The sequence below is a fragment of the Amycolatopsis palatopharyngis genome (genome assembly GCF_003385185.1).
Lineage (GTDB): Bacteria > Actinomycetota > Actinomycetes > Mycobacteriales > Pseudonocardiaceae > Amycolatopsis > Amycolatopsis palatopharyngis.
In genome coordinates this window covers 40,474-59,252 of sequence record NZ_PQHZ01000033.1, presented here as the reverse complement: position 1 = coordinate 59,252, position 18,779 = coordinate 40,474, and the positions used below count along the sequence as shown (strand labels likewise).

Below are 18,779 nucleotides of genomic sequence, written 5' to 3'. Positions count from 1 at the left end.
GGCATGGCAACCGCCGAGGAGGCGAAGTGCGTGGAAGCGTGGCACTGCTGGGGGTCCTGCTCCTGCTCGCCTCCTGCGCGCGGGTGGAGCCCGGCACGGCGCTATTCCCGCCGGGCGCGCAGCCGGTGACGAAGGGGCCGTTCGAGGAGCCCTGCACCCTGCTCACCGAGGAGCAGTTGACTGAACTGGGTCTGGCGGCCGGCGAGTTCAACGAGGCCAACCCGCAGCAGCGCGTCCCGCAGGGCTGCGACTGGCGCTCCGCCGATCCCGACCTGAGCGACCACGCACTGACCCTGGTGATCAGCGACGAGATGTCGCTGGCCGAGTACCGCGGTATCGACACCCCGCCCGACGAGGAGTTCGACCTCGGTGGCCGAACCTGGGGACGCTATGAGGGCGTGTTCGGCGAGGGCGCCTGCGACCTGATGCTGCCGCTGGGCGAGTCGTCGTTCGTCTCGCTGCTCAGCCTCAACCTCACCGACAAGTCGAAGTCCTGCGACCTGCCCAAGGCGGCGGCGCCCATGGTGAGCGAGAACCTGCCGTAAGGCGAGACAGTGACGGGGGGAGGAACTGTGGACCGGGGATGGCGGCGTGGTTGTCGCATGGTGGTGGCCGGAGTCGGAGCGCTCCTGATCGGCGCGCTCACCGCGTGTGGTGGCGAGACGGCGAAGCGGCTCCCGGCCGGTGGTCCGTGCGACCTCCTGGCGACGGAGGCTGTGGCCAAGGCGGTGGGAGTACCGGGTGCTTCCGCGGAGGTGGAAGGCCCGCAGTGCTTCTACGACCTGGACGACATCTTCTCCACGGTCACGGTGGCTCGCGGAGATGCCATCGACGCGATGCTGAGTGACGAGTCCGTCGAGCTGGCGGACGTCGAGGGCGCGCGGTTGAACACGGGCCCGCCGGGAGGCACGGACTGTGGCGTTGGGGTGGTACTGGCCGAGGAAGATCCGGCGCAGCGGTTCGGAGTCATCGCCAGCCTCACCCCCGACCTCACGGACGACCCGTGCGGTGTGGTGGATCAAATTGCCACCCAGGTTGTCGGCATCTCCGAGTGAGCTGAGTGCAGAGTGGAGCCAGGCAAGCGCACAGATCTTCACCACCCATTTGGCTACATCGGTTGCACCCAACTTTCCGTTCCCGCTACGGTCCAAAGAAATCAGGGCTGCACGGCCTATGTTCCGTAGGGGGAGCGAACGATGAATGACACCGGGGGCCACGAGGTAGATCCTCGAGAACTTCGCGCGTATGCCGACTACGTCGGCGACTTGTCCGGCTCGGTATACACAATTCAACTCGCGACGATGTTCGAGGGCATGAATGCGACCGGCTTCACTGGCTTGCTCACTCCGATCGGTGTGGCCTGCGAAGAGGTCAGGGAGAGCATGCTGCGGCCCGTGTTCGAGATGATCCAAACCAAGCTGTACCAAACCGGCGAAGGGGTCCGGGTAGCCGCGTACAAGTACGGCCTTGAGGAGATCGAGAACCAGGAGCGGATCGAGCGCACAGGAACGGGCGGCGGCCCCCGTGCCATATAGCGACACCGTCCCCATCGAGGGATTCACGGCGACCGTCGGTACCACGCCACTCGCCGAGAAGCTAAAGAAGGACCGCTTCGTCCTGGACGAGATCGACTGGTTCTGGCGCAACTTCATGAGCGACGACGGAAAAGGCCACCGACAATACCGCAACTCTGCTCACCGAGCACTGGACACGGGGCGAAGCATCCGGGGCATTTCATAACTACATTGAGATCAACTGGGTCGGTGCGTTGTTCATAGCCGAGCAGTTGTCCGAGTACATGGGCAAAGGCTTCGACAAGATCTCGGAGTGGTCGATCAAGCTCGCCGAGAAGGCTGTTGAGCTACTCAGCCGTGTGTTGCAGCGAATACTCGAATTATCTCAGAAGTTCGTACCGGTTCTTGGGCAGGCGGCGGGCGTATTTGAATGGGTCATGAGTGGTTTCAAGGACTTCCCGTACTGGTCGGACGTCGAAGACATTATCGGCATCGTTCAACAGATCTACTCGATTCATAGCAAGATTGAGGAGTTGGCCGGCACGATTACTGGTTATCTCAGTGCCTGTCAGAGCATGCTCGACGCTGTGTCTACCATTCCGGAGATCAACTCCACTCAAGACGTCGTCCAAATCACCAAAACCATGCAGGGTGGACAGCAGGAGATCCAGGAGAAGCAGGAGGAGTTCGACAAGAAGAAGGGCGAACTCGACGGGCAGATTAGCGATCTGGACCAGAAACTGAACCCGCCGGCCGAGCCGGTCAGCTGAAGGAAGATCGATGAGGAATCAGTTGCCGGCGGGAGACTGGTACACCCCGGAAATGCAGCACGCGGATCGGATGGCCGACGCGGTGATCGACGAGGCTGCGGCGACCATTCGACAGTCTGATGAGTTGCTCGCCGAGCTCGACGCGAAGGAAGAACCAGCTACTCAGGAGGAGGTTGACCAGTTACGTACGTTCATCACGTATCACGGTCGTACTCCTGAGTGGACAGTTGTTCTCGAACGGATCTCGCGTGGGGAGATCACCTGGCGCGACCTGGCCGAGGGCCGGTTCGTGCTGGATCCTGATGTGCGAGCTGCCTTCGCGTCGCTGCGGAGCATCCCCCCGGTGGGCCCGGTGCATTCCGAGTCAGCTAATCCGGTGGTACATACCGAGGAACCACGTTCGCAGCGTACGGTTTCCGACGACGAGTACTTCGACGACTTCGACCCGCTCGACAGTTAGGGAAGGTGTGCACAAGGTGAGTAGCTACGGCGCGCCCATTCGCCGGACGAGCCTGTTGGTCACAGCAGTCTGGGCTGGTGCGGTCTTAGCAGGATGTGGCGGCGGCGGTGATGGAACGGCACAAACTGAGACGACGAAGCGGTTGCCCGGTGGCGGCCCGTGTGACCTGGTCACGGCGGCCGAAGTGGCACAGGCGGTCGGAGCAGGCGAGGTCGAAGTTGACCCTACCGACGAGATCCAATGCGCCTATGGTTCGACTTCCCCGGTGTCCAGCACGAACATCGTCCGAGGCCAGGACATGAGCAGGATGGCTGGTGAGGAGAAGGTCGACTTGGATGGTGTTCAGGGAACCAGGCTCGACTCCACCGAGTCGAGTTGCGGCGTCAGTGTGGTGCTCTCCCAGGACGACCCTGCACAGCGGTTCGCTGTCCTTAGCTCTGCAGTTCCAGTCGACCTGGACAAGCCGATATGCGAGATCGCAGACGAGATCGCGACCACCATCGTCACCAAACTTCCGGAGTGAGAGATGCCCGACTGGGTCTGGTTCATCGTCTCGCCGATTGTGCTGATCGGCTACGGCTACTACCGATGGCAGCAGCGTAAGCAAACGCGCGACGACTACGCGGAACTGGCGCACCGGCTCGGCTGGGACTATGCGCCGAGTGACGATTCTCTGGTTGGCCGTTACCAGGGACAGCCGTTCGATTGGGGCCGCTGGCAGAAAGCTGAGCACGTGTTCCGGGGTGAGCATCGTGGTTACCGTCTCACCGCATTCGAGTACAGCTTTCGGATGGAGGAGACGGACCGGCACGGTGATGAGCGGACCGAACGAAACTTCTACCAGGTGATAACGATCGCTCTGACAGCGCCGAAACCGTTCCTGGAGCTCGGCCCACGCGGGTTCTTCGCGGGTGTGGCGCGATCGGTGGGCTGGCGCGCTGAGGAGACCGGCGATGCCCGGTTCGACGACGCGTTCACCCTGGACACGAAGGACTCGGCGTTCGCAGGCGCGATGTTGTCCGACGAGGTTCGCGCCTGGCTGCTGAGCGATCCGCGGACCGGCGACAACCCCGTCCGAATCAACGGAAACGAGATTCTGACCTGGCGGCAGGGGGAGTTGGACGTTTCGGACCTGGAGCATCGCGTGGACTTCCTCTGCGACCTGCTTGACCGCACGCCCAGCTTGACTGCCTAGACCTCGTCGGCCACGTGCTTTGCGATCTCCAGTGCGCTGGTCGCGGCCGGTGACGGTGCGTTGAGTACGTGAACCTGGTTCGGCGCGGTCTGGACCAGGAAGTCGTCCACCATGGACCCATCCGGCAGCAGCGCCTGCGCCCGCACGCCCGAGCCGTGTTGGACGATGTCCTCCGGTCGCACGGCGGGCACCAGCCGGGCCAGGCTCGCGGCGAAGCGGCGCTTCGAGAACGAACGGCGCACCTCGTCCAGCCCGATCGGGAAGGCGTACTTGCGCGCCAGCCGCCACGTTCCGGGAAACCGGGCCACTTCCGCGAGATCGGCCACCGAGATGTCGCGCCAGCGGTAGCCCTCGCGGCGTAGCGCCAGCACCGCGTTCGGGCCCGCGTGCACGCTGCCGTCCAGCATCCGGGTCAGGTGCACGCCGAGGAACGGCAGCGACGCGTCCGGCACCGGATAGATCAGCCCGCGCACCAGGTGTCTGCGCTCGGGTCGCAGTTCGTAGTACTCGCCCCGGAACGGGACGATCCGCGCGCGCGGGGTGAGTCCCGCCAGCCGGGCGATCCGATCGGACTGCAGGCCTGCGCAGTTGACCAGCGCATCGGCCCGCAGCACCTCGTCGCCGGTGGCGATCTCGACCCCGCCGCCCGTGCCGGATCGGATGCCGAGCGCGGCGGTGTTCAGCCGCAGATCCGCCCCGGCGTCAGCGAGCAGTCGCACCATAGCGGCACACACAGCGGGAAAGTCGATGATGGCGGTCGACTCCACTCGTAGCGCGCTCACACATGCGACCTCCGGTTCGTACGCACGTGCCTCCGCCGGTGAGACCAGCTTGGCCGGTACCCCGTTCTCCTCGGCCCGCTCCGCCAGTACCCGCAACGCGGGCAGCTCGGCCTCCGAGGTCGCGACGACGAGCTTGCCGCAGACCTCCACCGGCACCCCGTGCTCGCGGGCGAACCGGACGATCGAGGCGTTGCCCGCCACCGACATCCGCGCCTTGAACGAGCCCGGCTTGTAGTACAGCCCGGCGTGGACCACGTTGGAGTTGTGCCCGGTCTGATGGGCTGCCCAGTGGTCTTCCTTCTCCAGCACGGTGACCTCGGTGCCGCGCCTGGTGAGTTCCAGGGCGACGGCAAGACCGATGATCCCGCCCCCGATGACTACGACTCGACGCACGGGTGCATACCCTAATCGGCCAATAACCTGACAACGGTCAGGTTTGCGGGTAAACTACCTGACTAATGTCAGGTAAGCGACTGACCCGGGCCGAGCGCCGGGAACGCATCCTCGCCGCGGCGGCGGAGGTCTTCGCCGAGGCGGGTTATGAGGGCGCCGCCCTGCGTGAGGTGGCCAGCCGCGCCCAGATCACCACGCCGGTGCTCTACGACCACTTCACCGCCAAGGCCGATCTGTACGCGACCCTGCTCGATCGCGAGATCACCGGACTGATCGAGAGTTGGTCGGCACAAGCGGAGACCGAGACGGCCTTCGAACTGCTGCACAGCAGGGTGACCGCGATCTACGCCTGGATCGAGAACAACGAACTCGGCTGGCGAATGATCTTCGGCGAACCGCCGCGCACTCCGGACCTCGCCGAGGTGCACGCCCGTGGCCAGCAGCGAGCCACCGCCCAGCTCGCCGGGCTGCTGGCTCGCGTGCCACGGCTCGACCTGACCGCGGACATCGACCGCGAGCGCGCCGACGAGGTGCTCGCCGAGGCCGCCAAGAGCGCACTCAACGCCATCGCGACCTGGTGGTGGCGTAACCGGGACGTGCCCCGAGAGCAGGTGGTCGCACTGACCGTCGACCTGCTCTGGCGCGGACTCGCGCAGATCACCGCCGACCCGCAGGGACGACAATGACCACAAACGAAGCACTCACCAGAGCCGAGTCCACGACCGAGCGCTACCGCCGCGCAGGCGAAGCAGGCGACGCGGCACAGGCACTGACGACCTTCGCTCCGGAGGCCGTGCTGCACTCCCCGCTGACCACCGCGGCGCGCTTCACCGGCACCGAGAGCGTGCGGACGATCATCGAGGCGGCGTTCAGCCGAATCGAGGGCATCCGGTTCCACACGGACGTTGGCGACGAGCGAACCCGCACGGTGGTTTACACGGCCAGGGTCGGCGGCGTGGAGATCGAGGAGACGGCGGTCCTCCGGCTGGACGACGAAGCGCGAATCGTCGAGGCGACGTTGTTCGTCCGGCCGCTGTCCGGGCTGGTGGCCCTGATGGGCGAGATCGGCCCCGAACTCGCCCGCAGAGCGGGCAGGCCGTGGGCGGCCAGGTTGCTGAGTGTGATGATCATGCCGCTGCGGCTGCTGGTCCGCTCCGGGGATCAGGTCGGCGTGCGACTCACGCAGGTCAAATAACCACTTCGTGGCGCCTTGTATCCCTTGAGGCGCCGCCGAGCAGCTCTCTTGTTCACGGTCTCGTCGGACAGTTGCCAGCCCCCGCACACCGGGGGAAATCGGCCGCTCTCATACACTGCAGTCCGACCCAAGGCAAGAGGGAGAAGAATGCCGGACAGTCCCGAGACCATCGCTCTCGGCCAGCCCACCGTCGGTGACGAGGAACTGGCCGCGGTGGCGGAGGTGTTCAAGTCCGGCTGGCTCGCCGGTGCCGGTCCCACCTGTCGCCGGTTCGAGGAACGCTTCGCCGCCGCCGTCGGCACGCAGCACGCGTTGAGCACCAGCAACTGCGGCTCCGCGCTCTACCTCGGGCTTCGGGTGCTCGGCGTCCAGCCCGGCGACGAGGTGATCGTCGGGGACTACACGTTCCCCGCCACCGGGCACGCCGTGCTCCAGGTCGGCGCGACACCCGTCTTCGCCGACGTCCGGCCGGACATCTGGAGCGCGGACCCCAAGCACGTCGAAGCCCTCATCACTCCCCGTACTGTCGGCATCCTCGCCGTCGATGTCGCGGGCCAGCCCGGCGACTTCGACGAGTACCGCGCCATCGCGGACAAGCACGGACTGTGGCTGTTCGAGGACGCCGCGTGTTCGGCGGGTGCGACCTACAAGAACCGGCCCGCGGGCAGCCTCGCAGACCTGGCCGCGTTCTCCTTCCACGGCCGCAAGGGCATCACCGCCGGTGAGGGCGGCGCGCTGGTCTCCGACCGCGAGGACCTCATCGCCCACGCGCGCAAGCTGCACACCTACGGCATCGAGCCCGCGCACGGCCGGGAGGGCTCCAGGGAGCTGCCGATCCCGACCTTCCACGAGGCCGGATACAACTTCCGGCTCTCCGACGTGCAGGCCGCGATCATGAACGTCCAGCTCGACCGGCTTCCCGACCTGCTCGCCACGCGCCGCTCGGTGGCCAAGCGGTACGCCGAGGGCCTCGCCGGCCTCGAAGGCGTGGACGTGCCCGTGGTGCTGCCGGATCGTGAACACCCTTGGCAGTCCTACATCCTCACGATCGCCCCGGAGATCAGCCGGGGCGAGGTAGCCATGCGACTGCGCGAGCGCGGGATCCAGTGCAATTTCGGCACGTACGCCTCGCATCTGCAACCCGTGTACGGCGAGCAGCCGTCGTTGCCCGTCTCGGCCGACATCTTCGCCAGGCACCTGGCGATTCCCATGCACTCCAACCTCACCGAAGCGCAGGCCGATCGGGTGATCGCGGGTGTGCGCGAGGTCGTCACCGAGCTTTCCTGAGTACGAGCGAAGTTCACGAGGAGAAAGAGAAAATGCCCGACAAGAAGGTCTTCTTCACCGGTGCGGGCGGATTCATCGCCGGGCACGTCATCCCCATGCTGCTCGAGCGCGACTACTCCGTAGTGGTCTTCGACAACATGACCAGGGGCAACCGCGAGCGGGTCAACGAGTTCGTCGGCACCGGCAAGGTCGAACTGGTCGAGAAGGACGTCCGCTACGGCGGTGGCGTTCGCGAGGCCATGCGCGGCTGCACACACGTGATCCACTTCGCGACGGTGTCGATCAACAAGTCGATCGCCGATCCGCACGAGTCGATCGACATCAACATGACCGGCAACCACAACGTCTTCGCCGCTGCCGCCGACGAGGGCGTGGAGCGCCTGGTGTTCGCGTCGTCCGCCTCGGTCTACGGCGACCCGAAGAAGCTGCCGATGCACGAGGACGACCCGCTCGACCCGCTGACGCCCTACTGCATCTCCAAGCGCGCTGGCGAGGACTTGCTGCGCTTCTACCAGCGGCACAAGGGCCTGTCCTGGAACGCGCTGCGGTTCTTCAACGTGTACGGCCCGGGCCAGCGGATCGAGGCGTACTACACCTCGGTGATCAACCACTTCATCCAGCGGTTGCGCGCGGGGCTGCCACCGGTGATCGACGGCAAGGGCGAGCAGTCGATGGACTTCGTGCACGTCACGGACCTGTCGAAGGCCGTCGTCGCGGCGCTGGAGTCGGAGCAGTCGAACGTGCCGATCAACATCGGCACCGGTATCGACACCTCGGTAGCGACACTGGCCAAGATCCTGATCAACGCCGTCGGGGTGGACGTCGAGCCGCAGTTCAACCCGCGTGACGTGCTGGTCTCCCGGCGCGCCGCCGACATCACCCGGGCCCGCGAGGTCCTCGGCTGGGCGCCGGAGATCAGTGTGGAGCAGGGGATGTCCGAGCTGGTCCGAGCCGCCCTCGATGAGTAAGCCGACCGGCGCGCAGCTCCCGCCGAACCCGTACAACGCCCACGCCTGGATCACCGGTGACCCGGAGATCGGCGAAGGCACATGGATCGGCGCGTTCACCGTCGTCGACGGCTCGGGCGGGTTGCGTATCGGCAAGGGCTGCGACGTGTCGTGCGGAGTGCAGATCTACACGCACAACACGGTTCGGCGATGCGTGTCCGGGCGCGAGTACCCGAACGTGGACCGCGCGCCGGTGACCATCGGCGACCGCGTGTTCCTCGGCGCCAATGCCGTGGTCATGATGGGCGTGACCATCGGGGATTCGGCGGTCGTCGGCGCGGGCGCGGTGGTCACCAAGGACGTTCCCGCCAGGACCGTGGTCGCCGGGGTGCCCGCACGTGAAATCGGCACCGTGCATCTCGAAGGGGACAGTGTGCGGATCGAATACGACGCGCAGCGGCAGACCGCCAAGGGGGCGCAGCTATGAGGATCGCGGTCGTCAACAACTTCTACCCACCCAGGGTCGGTGGCAGCGCGCACCTGTCCGAATCGCTGGCCAAGGGCTACGCCGCCGCGGGCCACGACGTTCTCGTGCTCACCGCCGAGCACGCCGAGGTCCCTTCGGAGCAGGAGGTGGACGGCACCCGGATCGTCCGGCTCCCCGCGTTCCGGTTACCGGAGACCCGGCTGGCGGTGAACTTCGACATCGCGTTCACCAGCCGCCCCTCCCTGCTTCGCCGCGTGAAGAAGCTGCTGGACGAATTCCAGCCGGACGTCATCCACCAGCACGGCCAGTTCTTCGACCTCACCTGGGCGACCGGCCTGTGGGCGCGCAAGAACGACGTGCCGACCCTGCTGAGTGTCCACACGCGACTGCAGAGCCCGAGCAAGCTGTACCAGTCGGTGTTCAACGTCTTGGACGCCACGATGGTCGCGCCGTTCATGCGGCGCTACAAGCCGACCTACGTGGTGATGGACGTTCAGATGCAGGAGTACATCGAACGCAAGTACCGCAAGGGAATCTCCGGCATGGTGCCGATCCCGGTGGGCGTCGACCCGGAGTGGGTGCGTGGCGGCGATCCCCGGGTGATGCGGGAGAAGCACGGCCTCGGTGACGACCCGATGATCCTGTCCACCGGGCACGTCATCCCGCTGCGCGACCGGCTCGCGCTGGTGGAGGCGCTGCCCCGCGTGCTGGAGCGGGTGCCGGACGCGAAACTCGTCGTGGTCGGCGGCATCTACTTCGATGCCTTCCTGCGTCGTGCGCGGGAACTTGGCGTGGAAGACGCCGTGGTCACCACCGGCGCCGTGCCGAAGTCCGATATTCCGCACTACCTGGCCGCTGCCACCGTGGAGAGCCACGAGTTGCAGGGTTATGGCTTCGGCACCGCGAGCCTGGAGAGTATGGCCGCGGGGGTGCCCGTGGTCGCAGCCGTGCGGGAGGACAACTTCCTCGACATAAAACTCATCGACAGGGTCAACGTTCACCTGGTTGGAAAGGATTCACCCGACGAACTCGCGGACCGGCTGATCGAGACGATCGTCGACCCCGCCGAGTCGAAGGCGATCGCCCGCAACGGTGCGGAGCTGGTGGACACGCACTTCTCGATGGACGCCGTGATCGCCAAACACCTGGAGACGCTGGCGGCACTGTGACGCGCTTTCGGAGGGAAAGTGCCCTACTTGCGCGTGCATCTACCGCCCTTTCCCGGGAAAGGGCGGTTTTCGGGGAGGGCTCAGGCGCCGAGCAACTCGCGGACGGTGGCGACAACCACGTCCACATCGGACTCTGTGAGCGCCGGATGCACCGGAAGTGAAAGGACTTCCCGGGTCAGTGTCGTGGCGACCGGCAGTGCCTCCGCCGAGGCGTCCGGAATCAGGGGGTGATCGCGATAGCAGTCGTAGTCGAACACGAGCCGCGGGTAGTAGATCCCGTTGCCGATCCCGCGCTCGGTCAGCGCTGCCGCGAGTTCGTCCCGGGAGAGCATGGCGTGCGGACCGACGCGAACCGTGTACTGGTGCCAGACGTGCTCCCGTCCGGGCAGGGCCAGTGGAGTCGACAGTCCCGGAGTTCCGGCCAGGCCGATACTCAACCGCCGCGCGTTGTGGGCGCGGACGGCCGAGTTCGTATCCAGTTTGTCCAGCTGGGGAATCCCCAGCGCGGCGTGGAGATCAGTCATCCGGTAGTTGTGCCCGGCGACCTCGTACTGGTGGCGGACGCGCATCCCCTGATTGCGCAGCAACCGAAGCCGGTCGGCCAGTTCGTCGTCGTCGGTGGTGATGACCCCACCCTCGGCCGTGGTCACGTTTTTTGTGGCATAGAGCGAGAAACAGCCGAGCCCGTAGCCGCCGACCCGCCTGCCCTCGAAGGTCGCGCCCACCGCCTGCGCGGCGTCCTCGACCAGGTGAAGGTCGTGTGCTTCGGCGAGCGACGTGAGTTTGCTCATGTTCGCTGCCTGCCCGAAGAGGTGCACCGGCATGAGGACCTTGCTCCTGGCTCCGATCGCCGCGGCCGTGCTGTCGGTGTCCAGGGTGAAGTCCTCGGCGCGGACGTCGGCGAACCGGACGGTCGCGCCGGCTTCGAGGATCGCGTTGAGGGTTGCGACGGACGTGAACGGCGAGGTGACGACCTCGTCGGCGGAGTGAAGGTCGAGCACCTCGAGCGCGGCGACGAGCGCGGTGGTCCCGCTGTTCACCGCGATCGCATGGCGGGTGCCCGCCACCTGGGCGAACGCTGCCTCGAACCGGTGGACCATTGGCCCCTGCGCGATGGCGCCGGACCGCAGCACCTCGACGACCAGCGATTCCGCGTCCCGGACGTCCACCACCGTAATCGGGATCATGCAGCAGTCTTTCACTCTTGGCGGGCAGTAGCGGCGCGGCAGGTAGAGTGAGAGCCCGGTTCGTACGGTCGGCCCGCCACAAAAGCGTGCCTCACTCGCCGGCGGGCTTCAGCGCACTCGGTACCGTGCCCGACTGGTTCACGGTGCCGCTCGCGCTGAAGCGTGCCTACGTTACCGGGCGTACGCGCCCACCCGAGAAACCAGGTTGCAGCACAGCCGACGACGAACGGATTCCAGTCGTGTCGAACCGTATTCATCCCACCGCCATCATCGGCGCGGGTGTGGAACTTGGCGACGACAACGTCGTGGGGCCGTACTCGGTCATCGTTGGTCCCACCACGATCGGCAACAGCAACTGGATCGGTCCGCACGTGGTCATCGGCTGTCCTGGCGAGGACCGGGCTTTCGCCCATCCCGCCGCATGGGATGACGAACTGACCGGCGATCCCGAGCAGGACGGTTTCGGCGTCCGGATCGGGGATCACAACCGGATTCGTGAGTACGTCAGCGTGCATCAGGGCACCTGGCGCGCAACGACCCTCGGTGACGGGAGCTATTACCTGCGGGGGAGCCATGTCGCCCACGACTGTGTGATCGAGGACTCGGTCACCTTGTCCTCCAACGTGGTCCTCGGCGGGCACGTCGAGGTTTGGACGCACGCCAACATCGGCATGGGCACCGTGATACACCAGAAGGTCCGCATCGGCCCTGGCGCGATGGTGGGCATGGGTTCGGCGGTGCGCAGGGAGGTGGGAGCATTCACCATCTGCGTCGGCAATCCGGCGCGGGTGACCGGCCTCAACACCGTGGGACTGTCCCGGCGGGGACTGGGCGAAAGTGCCATCGCCGCGCTGGAGCCCTGGTTGAAGGGCAAGGGTGAGTTGCCGGGCGACGGGCTGGCCGATCAGCTGCCCGAGGATGTCTCTACCTTGGTCAAGGCGTGGGACGCGCGGCCGCAGGTGGGAAGCTGACGGCGGAGCAGACGTAGGAGGACAAGGACGGACATGGCGGAGATTCGCGAGCGGTTGCGGGGGGTCTTCCTCGAGGCGCTCGACCTCGACGGTGACGTCGACGTCGAGGCCCTGAAGTACCGGGAGATCGAGTCCTGGGATTCCGTCGGTCATATGGCACTGGTGGCGGCCATCGAGGACGAGTTCGATGTGCAGTTCGACACCGACCAGGTGATCGACATGAGCAGCTTCGGTGTGGCCGTCGACATGCTGAAGGAGCTGCAGAGCGCGGATGCCTGAGAAAGCCGGTCTTACCGGGAAGGTAGCCATCGTCACCGGTGGTACGCGGGGTATCGGCCTGGCTACCGTGCGTGCCCTCGCCGAAGCCGGGGCGACCGTCGTGCTGACCGGGCGGGACGAGGCCGCCGCGAAGGATGCCGCCGAGTCCGTCAGCGGCGCGGTCACCGGGCTGCGGTTGGATGTGACCGATGCCAAGGCCGTCAGCACGGTGATCCGCGGGGTCGCGAAGGAGCACGGCAGGCTCGACATCGCCGTGGCCAACGCCGGAATCATGGAGGGCGCACTGCTCGGCATGATCCGCGACGACGACGTGCAGCGGGTCCTGGACACCAATGTCGCGGGCACGATCCACACCGTGCAGGCGGCGGCGCGAGCGATGATGCGCAAGAAGACCGGTTCGATCGCGGTGCTCGCCTCGGTCGTCGGCGAGCGCGGTAGCGCGGGGCAGACCGTCTACGCCGCTTCCAAAGCCGCTGTCGCCAATGTGGCCCGCTCGGCCGCCAAGGAACTCGGTGGCGCCGGGATCCGGGTCAACGCCGTCGCACCGGGGGTCATCGACACGGAGCTCACCGCACAACTGACCGAGCAGGCGCGCGCCGGTTCCATCGGCAACACCCCACTGGGCAGGCTCGGCGAAGCCGAAGAGGTGGCCAGGGCGATCCGGTTCCTGGTGAGCGACGAGGCTTCGTTCATCACCGGCCAGGTCCTCGGCGTCGACGGAGGTCTCGTCCTCTGATGAGCCTTCTGGACGTCGACGAACCCGGTCCGGTGAGTGGTGAACGCGGGCTGGCGGAGCTCCACGATCGCGACGGTGGGGCGTTCAGGCTCCTGGAGGAGGTCGATGTGCTCAAATCTGCGCCCCGGCGGCGCGATCGTGTTCGCGCGTTGAGAGCCGAACACTGATGACACGGCTACTCGGCGATGGCGCGCGCCTGATCGACGTCGCAGGGGGGCGCACCCTGGCAGGCGGGCAACTCACCGCCGAGGTCGCCGCCGAGGTCGACAAGCTCGGCTCGCTGCCAGGTGGTGTGCTGTTCGCGCGGACCTCCGTCGATCTGCCGAGTGTGCTGCGATATCTCGCGGCGGTGGAGGCCGGACGGGCCATCACGCTCATCGACCCCGCTCTGGACGGCGATGTGCTGGCCGGACTGGTGCGGCGGTTCCAGCCTGCCGCGGTACTAGCCGCCGATGGGGTGGCGCCCGAGGGTTACGTCAACCGGGACGGCCACTGGGTGCGCGAGTCCGCCGAACACGTGCGACCGCATCCCGACCTGGCACTGTTGCTGCCGACCAGCGGGTCCACCGGCAACCCGAAGCTCGTGCGGCTGTCCCGCGCGGCGCTGCTGTCCAATGCCGAGGCGATCGCGGACGTACTCGACATCGACGCGGGTGAGGTGGCGCCGACAAGCCTTCCGCTGCACTACAGCTACGGCCTCTCCGTGCTGAACTCGCACCTGGTCCGGGGTGCCACCGTCGTCATCGAGCCGTCGGGCCTGCTGGGCAGGGGATTCTGGGACGCCGTGACCGAGCACGGGGCGACGTCGCTGGCCGGGGTGCCGTATCACTACGAGATGTTGCGCAGGCTGAAGTTCCGCCCCGAGAAGTATCCGAGCGTGCACACCCTCACCCAGGCAGGCGGGAGCCTGCGCGCCGAGCTGGTCACCGAGTTCGACGAGCTGATCACGGCAGCGGGCGGGCGGATGTTCGTGATGTACGGACAGACCGAGGCGGCCCCCCGGATGGCCACCGTGCCCGCGGACCTGCTCGCCGAGAAGCTCGGCTCCGCCGGTACCGCGCTGCCCGGCGGGGAGCTGAGCATTCTGCGCGACGACGGGCTGGAGACCACCCATCCCAAGATCGTCGGTGAGGTCGTCTACCGGGGACCGAACGTGATGATGGGCTACGCCGAAACCGCGGCCGAGCTGGCCGAGGGCGACCGCATGGGCGGCAGGCTCGAGACCGGCGACCTCGGCTATCTCGACGAGGACGGCTTTCTGTTCGTCACCGGACGGCTCAAGCGGATCGGCAAGGTCTTCGGCAACCGCATCAGCCTGGACGACCTGGAACACGCCGTGCGCGCCGCGTCGGTCGGGATCGAGTTCGTGGCCGCGGTGCCCGCCGGGGACAAGGTCACCCTGTTCGCCGAAGGCGCGGACCGCGACACCTGCAAGGCGGCGGCGCGAGCGCTGGCCGACCGGCTGCACCTGCACACCAGCGGATTCGACGTGCGGCCCATCGACGCCGTGCCGCTGCTGGCCAGCGGCAAGGTCGACTATCGCTCACTGGAGGCGCAGCTCTAGTGCCCCGTCAAGGAAGGTTGGTGTGGTTGTCCGTGGATCGAGGTGTTCGCCGGCAAGGCGCGGGAGAGTCCTCGTATTGGACATACTTGGGCTCTTCCGCAACGCTGCCGGCGGGCAGCTGGGCCGTGGAGAATCGTGCTGAACCTTTCTTGATGGGGCACTAATGTTCAGCCTGTCGCAGGCCGAACGCGAGGCGACGCTGCTACCGCGGCTCGCGGAACTTACGGCCCACCACCGCGCCGGTTGCCCCGGCTACGACCGGATCCTGTCCGCGCTCGGCATCGAATCCGGCGCCAGGTACGACCGGATCGCCGACCTGCCGTGGCTCCCGGTCCGGATGTTCAAGACCCACGAGCTCAAGAGCGTCCCCGACGACGAGGTGTTCAAGACCCTCACTTCGTCCGGCACCACCGGTTCCGGTGCGTCGCGGATCTACCTGGACAAAGCCGCCGCGGCCGCGCAGACCCGCCAGCTCGGCGCCACCCTGCAGACCGTGCTCGGTCCCGCGCGGTTGCCGATGCTGATGATCGACACCATCGGGATCGTGAAGAACCGCCGCTCGTTCTCCGCGCGAGGGGCCGGAGTGCTGGGCATGGCGAACTTCGGCCGCAAGCACGTCTACGTGCTGGACGAGAACGACCAGCCGGATGTCGAGGCGCTCAAGGGGTTCCTCGATCGCCACGGCGACGAGCCGTTCCTCATCTTCGGCTTCACGTTCATGGTGTGGCTCTACCTCTACGAGGTCGCCCGTGAGCACGGCCTCGACCTGTCCAACGGCATCCTCGTGCACTCCGGCGGGTGGAAGAAACTCGCGGACCGCGCGGTGGACAACACCGAGTTCCGGCGCCGGTTCCGGGAGGACACCGGGCTGCACCAGATTCACAACTACTACGGCATGATCGAGCAGATCGGCACGGTGTTCCTCGAGGGACCTTCGGGGGACTCGCTGTACTGCCCGGACTTCGCCGACGTGGTCATCCGCGATCCGGAGACCTGGCAGGAACAGCCGGTCGGCAAGCCGGGGGTGATCGAGGTGGTGAGCACCCTGCCGAGCTCGTATCCGGGTCACGTGCTGCTGACCGAGGACCTCGGTGTGTACAACGGCATCGACGACGGCGACTGGCCGGGCAAGCACTTCTCGGTGCTGGGCAGGCTGCCGAAGGCCGAGGCGCGCGGTTGCTCGGACACGTTCTCCACGCAGGGAGCATCTCGGTGAGTCTCACACAGAGGTTCCCCCTCGGTGCGCCGGTCGAGGCGGGCGAGCTGGTTGAGCAGGTGCACACCGGTGCCGACGGGTCACGGCTGCGCTTCGGCGACGAGCGGGTGGTCGAATTCCTGACCAGATTCGGTCGCGGGCTACTCGCCCCGGCGGTCGCACGCCGGTTTCCCGAGCTGGCGTCGCTGGGATTCTTCCTGCGCAAGGGCGAGATCGCCCGCGCGCTGTCGCGATCAGACGGTGCGGCTGCCACGGCGCTGCGCTTCCCGCGCGGGCTGGTTTTCCACGTGCCACCGGCCAATGTGGACACGATTTTCGTCTACTCCTGGGCGTTGTCGGCGCTGGCGGGTAACAGCAACGTCGTGCGAGTGTCGTCCCGCTCGGCAGGTGCGGCCGAGGCCGTGCTGGAGGTGCTGAACGCCGCGCTCGGTGAGGTGTCCGAGGACGCGGCCGAGGCGATTCGCGGGACCCAGCGCATGGTCACCTACGACCGCAGCGACGAGATCAGCGCGACCCTGTCGGCGGCGTGTGACCTGCGGGTGGTCTGGGGTGGTGACGCTTCGGTGCGTGCGCTGCGGCAGTACCCGCTCGCGCCGCACGCGCGGGATCTGACCTTTCCGGACCGTTCCTCGTTCGCGGTGGTGTCGGTACCGGGCTGGCAGCAGGCGTCCGAACAGGAGCGCGGGCGAGCGGCCGAGGGCTTCTACAACGACTCGTACTGGTTCGACCAGGCCGCCTGCTCGTCCCCGCGCGCGGTGTTCTGGGTTGGCGACAAGGATGCCGCCGCCGATGCCGCCGAGCAGTTCCAGGAGTTGCTCGCCGGCGTGCTCACGGAGAAGAAGCACGTCACCGAGCCGGCGATGGCCGTGCAGAAGCGGGTCGCGGCCTACGGCGCCGCGGTGGACGGCAGCGTCGAGCGGATCAGCTTCGCCGGGCCCGGCCTGGATGTGAATGGCGTCACAACGCTCCAGCTCAGCAGCCCGGCCGCCCTGCCACGGGAGTGGTTGGGTGCGGGCAGTTTCGGGTACGGCACGGTAGAGGCGCTGGCGGACCTGGCGCCGATCGTGCGGCGCAAGGACCAGACGGTGAGCCAGTTCGGGTTCACCTCAGTCGAGTTGACGGCGTTCGCGCGGGAACTGGCCGGCCGGGGTGTCGACCGAATTGTCCCGTTTGGTGCGGCGCTGAACTTCTCGCCGATCTGGGACGGCTACGACCTGCTGGCCGAGTTCAGCCGCCTGGTGACTGTGGCTCCCTGAGCACCGCCTATTGTGCCCGGGGGGAGTTGCAAGTGGAGGTACTCATCAGATGACCGCTGTCGAGCCCGCACTGGCCGAGGACGCGCCTGCGTCCGCCGACCGCCAGGCGAAGTCGGTCAGGGCGAAGCTGATCGATGTCGCCAGGAGCACGGCGATCGTCGTCGTCGTGGCGCTGGCAGGCTGGCAGCTGTACCGCCACTGGGGCGAGTTCTGGGCGACGCTGGACAACATCGCCTGGCAGTCCTCCGTGCTCAGCCTGCTCGCGCTGGTTGCGAGCATCACGGTCGTCACCTATGGCTGGCAGGTCCTTGTCGACCACCTCGGCGCGCCCATCGGTTACGCCCGTGGCGCGCAGATCTGCCTGGTCGGACAGCTCGGCAAGTACGTGCCCGGCTCGGTGTGGGCCTACCTGCTGCAGATGGAACTGGGCCGCAAGGCGGGCCTGGCCAGGGCGCGCATCTTCACCGCTTCGCTGGTGCAGCTCGGCATCGGCATCGTCGCCGCGCTGGCCCTCTCCCTGCTGGCCGTGCGCGAGGTGTTCGTCGACAGTGCGTACGCGACCTGGCTGATCGTGCTGATCCCGCTCGGGCTCGTCGCGCTGTACCCCTCGATCCTGACCTGGGGCACCTCGTTGGTGCTCAAGGTGCTGCGGCGTAACCCCCTGGACCGTCCGCTGGGCTGGCGGACCGTCGGCAAGGTGTTCGGCGCGTCAGCGGGCGCCTGGGTACTGCAGGGCCTGCACCTGTGGCTGCTGGCCAACTCGGTCGGCGCGCCGGGCTTCGGCGGCCTGATCGTGTGCATCGGCGCGATGGCCATCGCGATGACGGCGGGGACCTTCGCGTTCGTGCTGCCGAGCGGGGCGGGCGTGCGGGAGCTGGTCATGGTCGGCGTGCTCACCGCGAGCGGCATCTCGGCAGGTCAGGCACTCGCCTTCGCGGTCGTCTCGCGGGTGATGTTCACCGTGGCCGACCTGCTCACCGCGGGCAGCGCGGCCTTCGTCGCCCGCCTGCGCGGCCCGCACATCCCGCAGCACCAGCCAGCCTGAGCGGTCACGGAATTCGATCGACCGGATCGCTAGCTTGCCGGTATAAGCGACACGATGAGCCCGATAAAGCGGGTGGGCACGGCCGATGACCGGGAGATGCTGGCGGCGTTCCTGGACGACCCGGACGCCGACTTCCGGCTGGACGCGGGCGAGACCGTAGAGCCGGTAGGTACGAGCTTTCCGCCATCAGCACCCACTCCAGGATCGGAGAGGTCTCGCTGCGCTGGATCTACCTGCACATGATCGAGGAGACGGCGCGGCACGTGGGCCACGCGGACATCCTCCGGGAACAACTGGATGGCTCCGTCGAGGAGCCGTGACCGCCC

At 67.0% G+C, this 18,779-nt stretch carries 22 protein-coding genes and 1 pseudogene; 21 read left to right on the top strand and 2 right to left on the bottom strand.

All coding sequences use genetic code 11. The features are described from left to right. Nucleotides 1-26 precede the first annotated feature (26 nt). From D0C15_RS22895 to D0C15_RS22865, 7 genes are all read left to right on the top strand, one after another. Nucleotides 27-545, top strand: coding sequence for a DUF3558 family protein (locus D0C15_RS22895; protein ID WP_162830211.1), 519 nt, complete (start codon nucleotides 27-29; stop codon nucleotides 543-545). A 57-nt stretch (nucleotides 546-602) separates the two neighbouring features. Next, nucleotides 603-1,055, top strand: a complete 453-nt coding sequence (locus D0C15_RS22890; protein ID WP_116049113.1) for a hypothetical protein — start codon at nucleotides 603-605, stop codon at nucleotides 1,053-1,055. Nucleotides 1,056-1,196: 141 nt separating this feature from the next. Further along, a complete protein-coding gene (locus D0C15_RS22885; RefSeq protein WP_116049111.1) occupies nucleotides 1,197-1,535 on the top strand; it encodes a hypothetical protein in 339 nt (112 codons plus the stop codon). A gap of 263 nt (nucleotides 1,536-1,798) precedes the next feature. Continuing rightward, nucleotides 1,799-2,284 carry a hypothetical protein gene (locus tag D0C15_RS22875; RefSeq protein WP_162830210.1) on the top strand — a complete coding sequence of 162 codons (486 nt, stop codon included), beginning with the start codon at nucleotides 1,799-1,801 and terminating at the stop codon, nucleotides 2,282-2,284. A gap of 10 nt (nucleotides 2,285-2,294) precedes the next feature. Then, on the top strand, nucleotides 2,295-2,744 hold the full coding sequence (locus tag D0C15_RS34255; protein ID WP_162830209.1) for a hypothetical protein: 450 nt from the start codon (nucleotides 2,295-2,297) through the stop codon (nucleotides 2,742-2,744). Nucleotides 2,745-3,009: 265 nt separating this feature from the next. Next, a complete protein-coding gene (locus tag D0C15_RS35155) occupies nucleotides 3,010-3,267 on the top strand; it encodes a hypothetical protein (protein ID WP_245976136.1) in 258 nt (85 codons plus the stop codon). Between the two features lie 3 nt (nucleotides 3,268-3,270). Continuing rightward, nucleotides 3,271-3,939 (top strand): hypothetical protein, encoded by a 669-nt coding sequence (locus D0C15_RS22865; protein WP_116049102.1) that lies wholly within the window; start codon nucleotides 3,271-3,273, stop codon nucleotides 3,937-3,939. Here D0C15_RS22865 and lhgO read toward each other — a convergent pair. After that, nucleotides 3,936-5,114, bottom strand: a complete 1,179-nt coding sequence (gene lhgO / locus D0C15_RS22860; protein WP_116049099.1) for an L-2-hydroxyglutarate oxidase — start codon at nucleotides 5,112-5,114, stop codon at nucleotides 3,936-3,938. The two genes, D0C15_RS22865 and lhgO, sit on opposite strands and share 4 nt — an antisense overlap. A 65-nt stretch (nucleotides 5,115-5,179) precedes the next feature. Here lhgO and D0C15_RS22855 point away from each other — a divergent pair, with 65 nt between their 5' ends. The 6 genes from D0C15_RS22855 (at nucleotide 5,180) to D0C15_RS22830 (ending at nucleotide 10,199) form a co-directional block, all read left to right on the top strand. Next, nucleotides 5,180-5,800: a TetR/AcrR family transcriptional regulator gene (locus D0C15_RS22855; protein ID WP_116049096.1), complete on the top strand. Its 621-nt coding sequence runs from the start codon at nucleotides 5,180-5,182 to the stop codon at nucleotides 5,798-5,800. After that, nucleotides 5,797-6,309 carry a nuclear transport factor 2 family protein gene (locus D0C15_RS22850; protein WP_116049093.1) on the top strand — a complete coding sequence of 171 codons (513 nt, stop codon included), beginning with the start codon at nucleotides 5,797-5,799 and terminating at the stop codon, nucleotides 6,307-6,309. The genes D0C15_RS22855 and D0C15_RS22850 overlap by 4 nt, the downstream gene beginning before the upstream one ends. A gap of 147 nt (nucleotides 6,310-6,456) precedes the next feature. Next, entirely contained in the window at nucleotides 6,457-7,596 is a 1,140-nt protein-coding gene (locus D0C15_RS22845; protein WP_116049091.1) for a DegT/DnrJ/EryC1/StrS family aminotransferase, read from the top strand. A 32-nt stretch (nucleotides 7,597-7,628) separates the two neighbouring features. Continuing rightward, nucleotides 7,629-8,564 carry an NAD-dependent epimerase/dehydratase family protein gene (locus D0C15_RS22840; protein ID WP_116049089.1) on the top strand — a complete coding sequence of 312 codons (936 nt, stop codon included), beginning with the start codon at nucleotides 7,629-7,631 and terminating at the stop codon, nucleotides 8,562-8,564. Continuing rightward, nucleotides 8,557-9,030 (top strand): acyltransferase, encoded by a 474-nt coding sequence (locus tag D0C15_RS35515; RefSeq protein ID WP_116049086.1) that lies wholly within the window; start codon nucleotides 8,557-8,559, stop codon nucleotides 9,028-9,030. Before D0C15_RS22840 ends, D0C15_RS35515 begins: the two co-directional genes overlap by 8 nt. Then, complete coding sequence (locus D0C15_RS22830) at nucleotides 9,027-10,199, top strand: glycosyltransferase family 4 protein (protein WP_116049084.1); 1,173 nt, start codon at nucleotides 9,027-9,029, stop codon at nucleotides 10,197-10,199. Before D0C15_RS35515 ends, D0C15_RS22830 begins: the two co-directional genes overlap by 4 nt. Before the next feature lie 80 nt (nucleotides 10,200-10,279). Here the strand turns inward: D0C15_RS22830 and D0C15_RS22825 are convergent, their stop codons facing one another. Continuing rightward, nucleotides 10,280-11,386 (bottom strand): DegT/DnrJ/EryC1/StrS family aminotransferase, encoded by a 1,107-nt coding sequence (locus D0C15_RS22825; RefSeq protein ID WP_116049081.1) that lies wholly within the window; start codon nucleotides 11,384-11,386, stop codon nucleotides 10,280-10,282. A 239-nt stretch (nucleotides 11,387-11,625) separates the two neighbouring features. On the opposite strand from D0C15_RS22825, the gene D0C15_RS22820 reads away from it, so the two are divergent. The 8 genes and pseudogenes from D0C15_RS22820 to D0C15_RS22785 form a co-directional block, all read left to right on the top strand. Next, nucleotides 11,626-12,357, top strand: coding sequence for an acyl-ACP--UDP-N-acetylglucosamine O-acyltransferase family protein (locus D0C15_RS22820; RefSeq protein WP_116049164.1), 732 nt, complete (start codon nucleotides 11,626-11,628; stop codon nucleotides 12,355-12,357). Between the two features lie 33 nt (nucleotides 12,358-12,390). Beyond that, nucleotides 12,391-12,636 carry an acyl carrier protein gene (locus D0C15_RS22815; protein ID WP_116049079.1) on the top strand — a complete coding sequence of 82 codons (246 nt, stop codon included), beginning with the start codon at nucleotides 12,391-12,393 and terminating at the stop codon, nucleotides 12,634-12,636. Then, nucleotides 12,629-13,372, top strand: coding sequence for an SDR family NAD(P)-dependent oxidoreductase (locus tag D0C15_RS22810; protein WP_116049077.1), 744 nt, complete (start codon nucleotides 12,629-12,631; stop codon nucleotides 13,370-13,372). Before D0C15_RS22815 ends, D0C15_RS22810 begins: the two co-directional genes overlap by 8 nt. Before the next feature lie 166 nt (nucleotides 13,373-13,538). Continuing rightward, complete coding sequence (locus D0C15_RS22805; RefSeq protein WP_116049075.1) at nucleotides 13,539-14,936, top strand: AMP-binding protein; 1,398 nt, start codon at nucleotides 13,539-13,541, stop codon at nucleotides 14,934-14,936. A gap of 163 nt (nucleotides 14,937-15,099) precedes the next feature. Further along, complete coding sequence (locus tag D0C15_RS22800; protein ID WP_116049073.1) at nucleotides 15,100-16,152, top strand: LuxE/PaaK family acyltransferase; 1,053 nt, start codon at nucleotides 15,100-15,102, stop codon at nucleotides 16,150-16,152. Then, entirely contained in the window at nucleotides 16,149-17,408 is a 1,260-nt protein-coding gene (locus D0C15_RS22795) for an acyl-CoA reductase (RefSeq protein WP_116049070.1), read from the top strand. Before D0C15_RS22800 ends, D0C15_RS22795 begins: the two co-directional genes overlap by 4 nt. 49 nt (nucleotides 17,409-17,457) lie before the next feature. After that, entirely contained in the window at nucleotides 17,458-18,453 is a 996-nt protein-coding gene (locus D0C15_RS22790) for a lysylphosphatidylglycerol synthase transmembrane domain-containing protein (RefSeq protein WP_116049068.1), read from the top strand. A 206-nt stretch (nucleotides 18,454-18,659) separates the two neighbouring features. Further along, a pseudogene (locus D0C15_RS22785) lies at nucleotides 18,660-18,773 on the top strand (mycothiol transferase); the annotation flags it as partial. Nucleotides 18,774-18,779 lie beyond the last annotated feature (6 nt).

What these genes read in the sequence shown, in the direction of transcription:
- D0C15_RS22815 (WP_116049079.1), top strand. Translation starts at nt 12,391, where the DNA reads ATGGCGGAGATTCGCGAGCGGTTGCGGGGGGTCTTCCTCGAGGCGCTC.
- D0C15_RS22865 (WP_116049102.1), top strand. Translation starts at nt 3,271, where the DNA reads ATGCCCGACTGGGTCTGGTTCATCGTCTCGCCGATTGTGCTGATCGGC.
- D0C15_RS22850 (WP_116049093.1), top strand. Translation starts at nt 5,797, where the DNA reads ATGACCACAAACGAAGCACTCACCAGAGCCGAGTCCACGACCGAGCGC.
- D0C15_RS22825 (WP_116049081.1), bottom strand. Translation starts at nt 11,386, where the DNA reads ATGATCCCGATTACGGTGGTGGACGTCCGGGACGCGGAATCGCTGGTC.
- D0C15_RS22830 (WP_116049084.1), top strand. Translation starts at nt 9,027, where the DNA reads ATGAGGATCGCGGTCGTCAACAACTTCTACCCACCCAGGGTCGGTGGC.
- D0C15_RS22790 (WP_116049068.1), top strand. Translation starts at nt 17,458, where the DNA reads ATGACCGCTGTCGAGCCCGCACTGGCCGAGGACGCGCCTGCGTCCGCC.
- D0C15_RS35515 (WP_116049086.1), top strand. Translation starts at nt 8,557, where the DNA reads ATGAGTAAGCCGACCGGCGCGCAGCTCCCGCCGAACCCGTACAACGCC.
- D0C15_RS22805 (WP_116049075.1), top strand. Translation starts at nt 13,539, where the DNA reads ATGACACGGCTACTCGGCGATGGCGCGCGCCTGATCGACGTCGCAGGG.
- D0C15_RS22875 (WP_162830210.1), top strand. Translation starts at nt 1,799, where the DNA reads ATGGGCAAAGGCTTCGACAAGATCTCGGAGTGGTCGATCAAGCTCGCC.
- D0C15_RS22840 (WP_116049089.1), top strand. Translation starts at nt 7,629, where the DNA reads ATGCCCGACAAGAAGGTCTTCTTCACCGGTGCGGGCGGATTCATCGCC.
- D0C15_RS34255 (WP_162830209.1), top strand. Translation starts at nt 2,295, where the DNA reads ATGAGGAATCAGTTGCCGGCGGGAGACTGGTACACCCCGGAAATGCAG.
- D0C15_RS22800 (WP_116049073.1), top strand. Translation starts at nt 15,100, where the DNA reads ATGTTCAGCCTGTCGCAGGCCGAACGCGAGGCGACGCTGCTACCGCGG.
- D0C15_RS22845 (WP_116049091.1), top strand. Translation starts at nt 6,457, where the DNA reads ATGCCGGACAGTCCCGAGACCATCGCTCTCGGCCAGCCCACCGTCGGT.
- D0C15_RS22810 (WP_116049077.1), top strand. Translation starts at nt 12,629, where the DNA reads ATGCCTGAGAAAGCCGGTCTTACCGGGAAGGTAGCCATCGTCACCGGT.
- D0C15_RS22885 (WP_116049111.1), top strand. Translation starts at nt 1,197, where the DNA reads ATGAATGACACCGGGGGCCACGAGGTAGATCCTCGAGAACTTCGCGCG.
- D0C15_RS22890 (WP_116049113.1), top strand. Translation starts at nt 603, where the DNA reads ATGGTGGTGGCCGGAGTCGGAGCGCTCCTGATCGGCGCGCTCACCGCG.
- D0C15_RS22855 (WP_116049096.1), top strand. Translation starts at nt 5,180, where the DNA reads ATGTCAGGTAAGCGACTGACCCGGGCCGAGCGCCGGGAACGCATCCTC.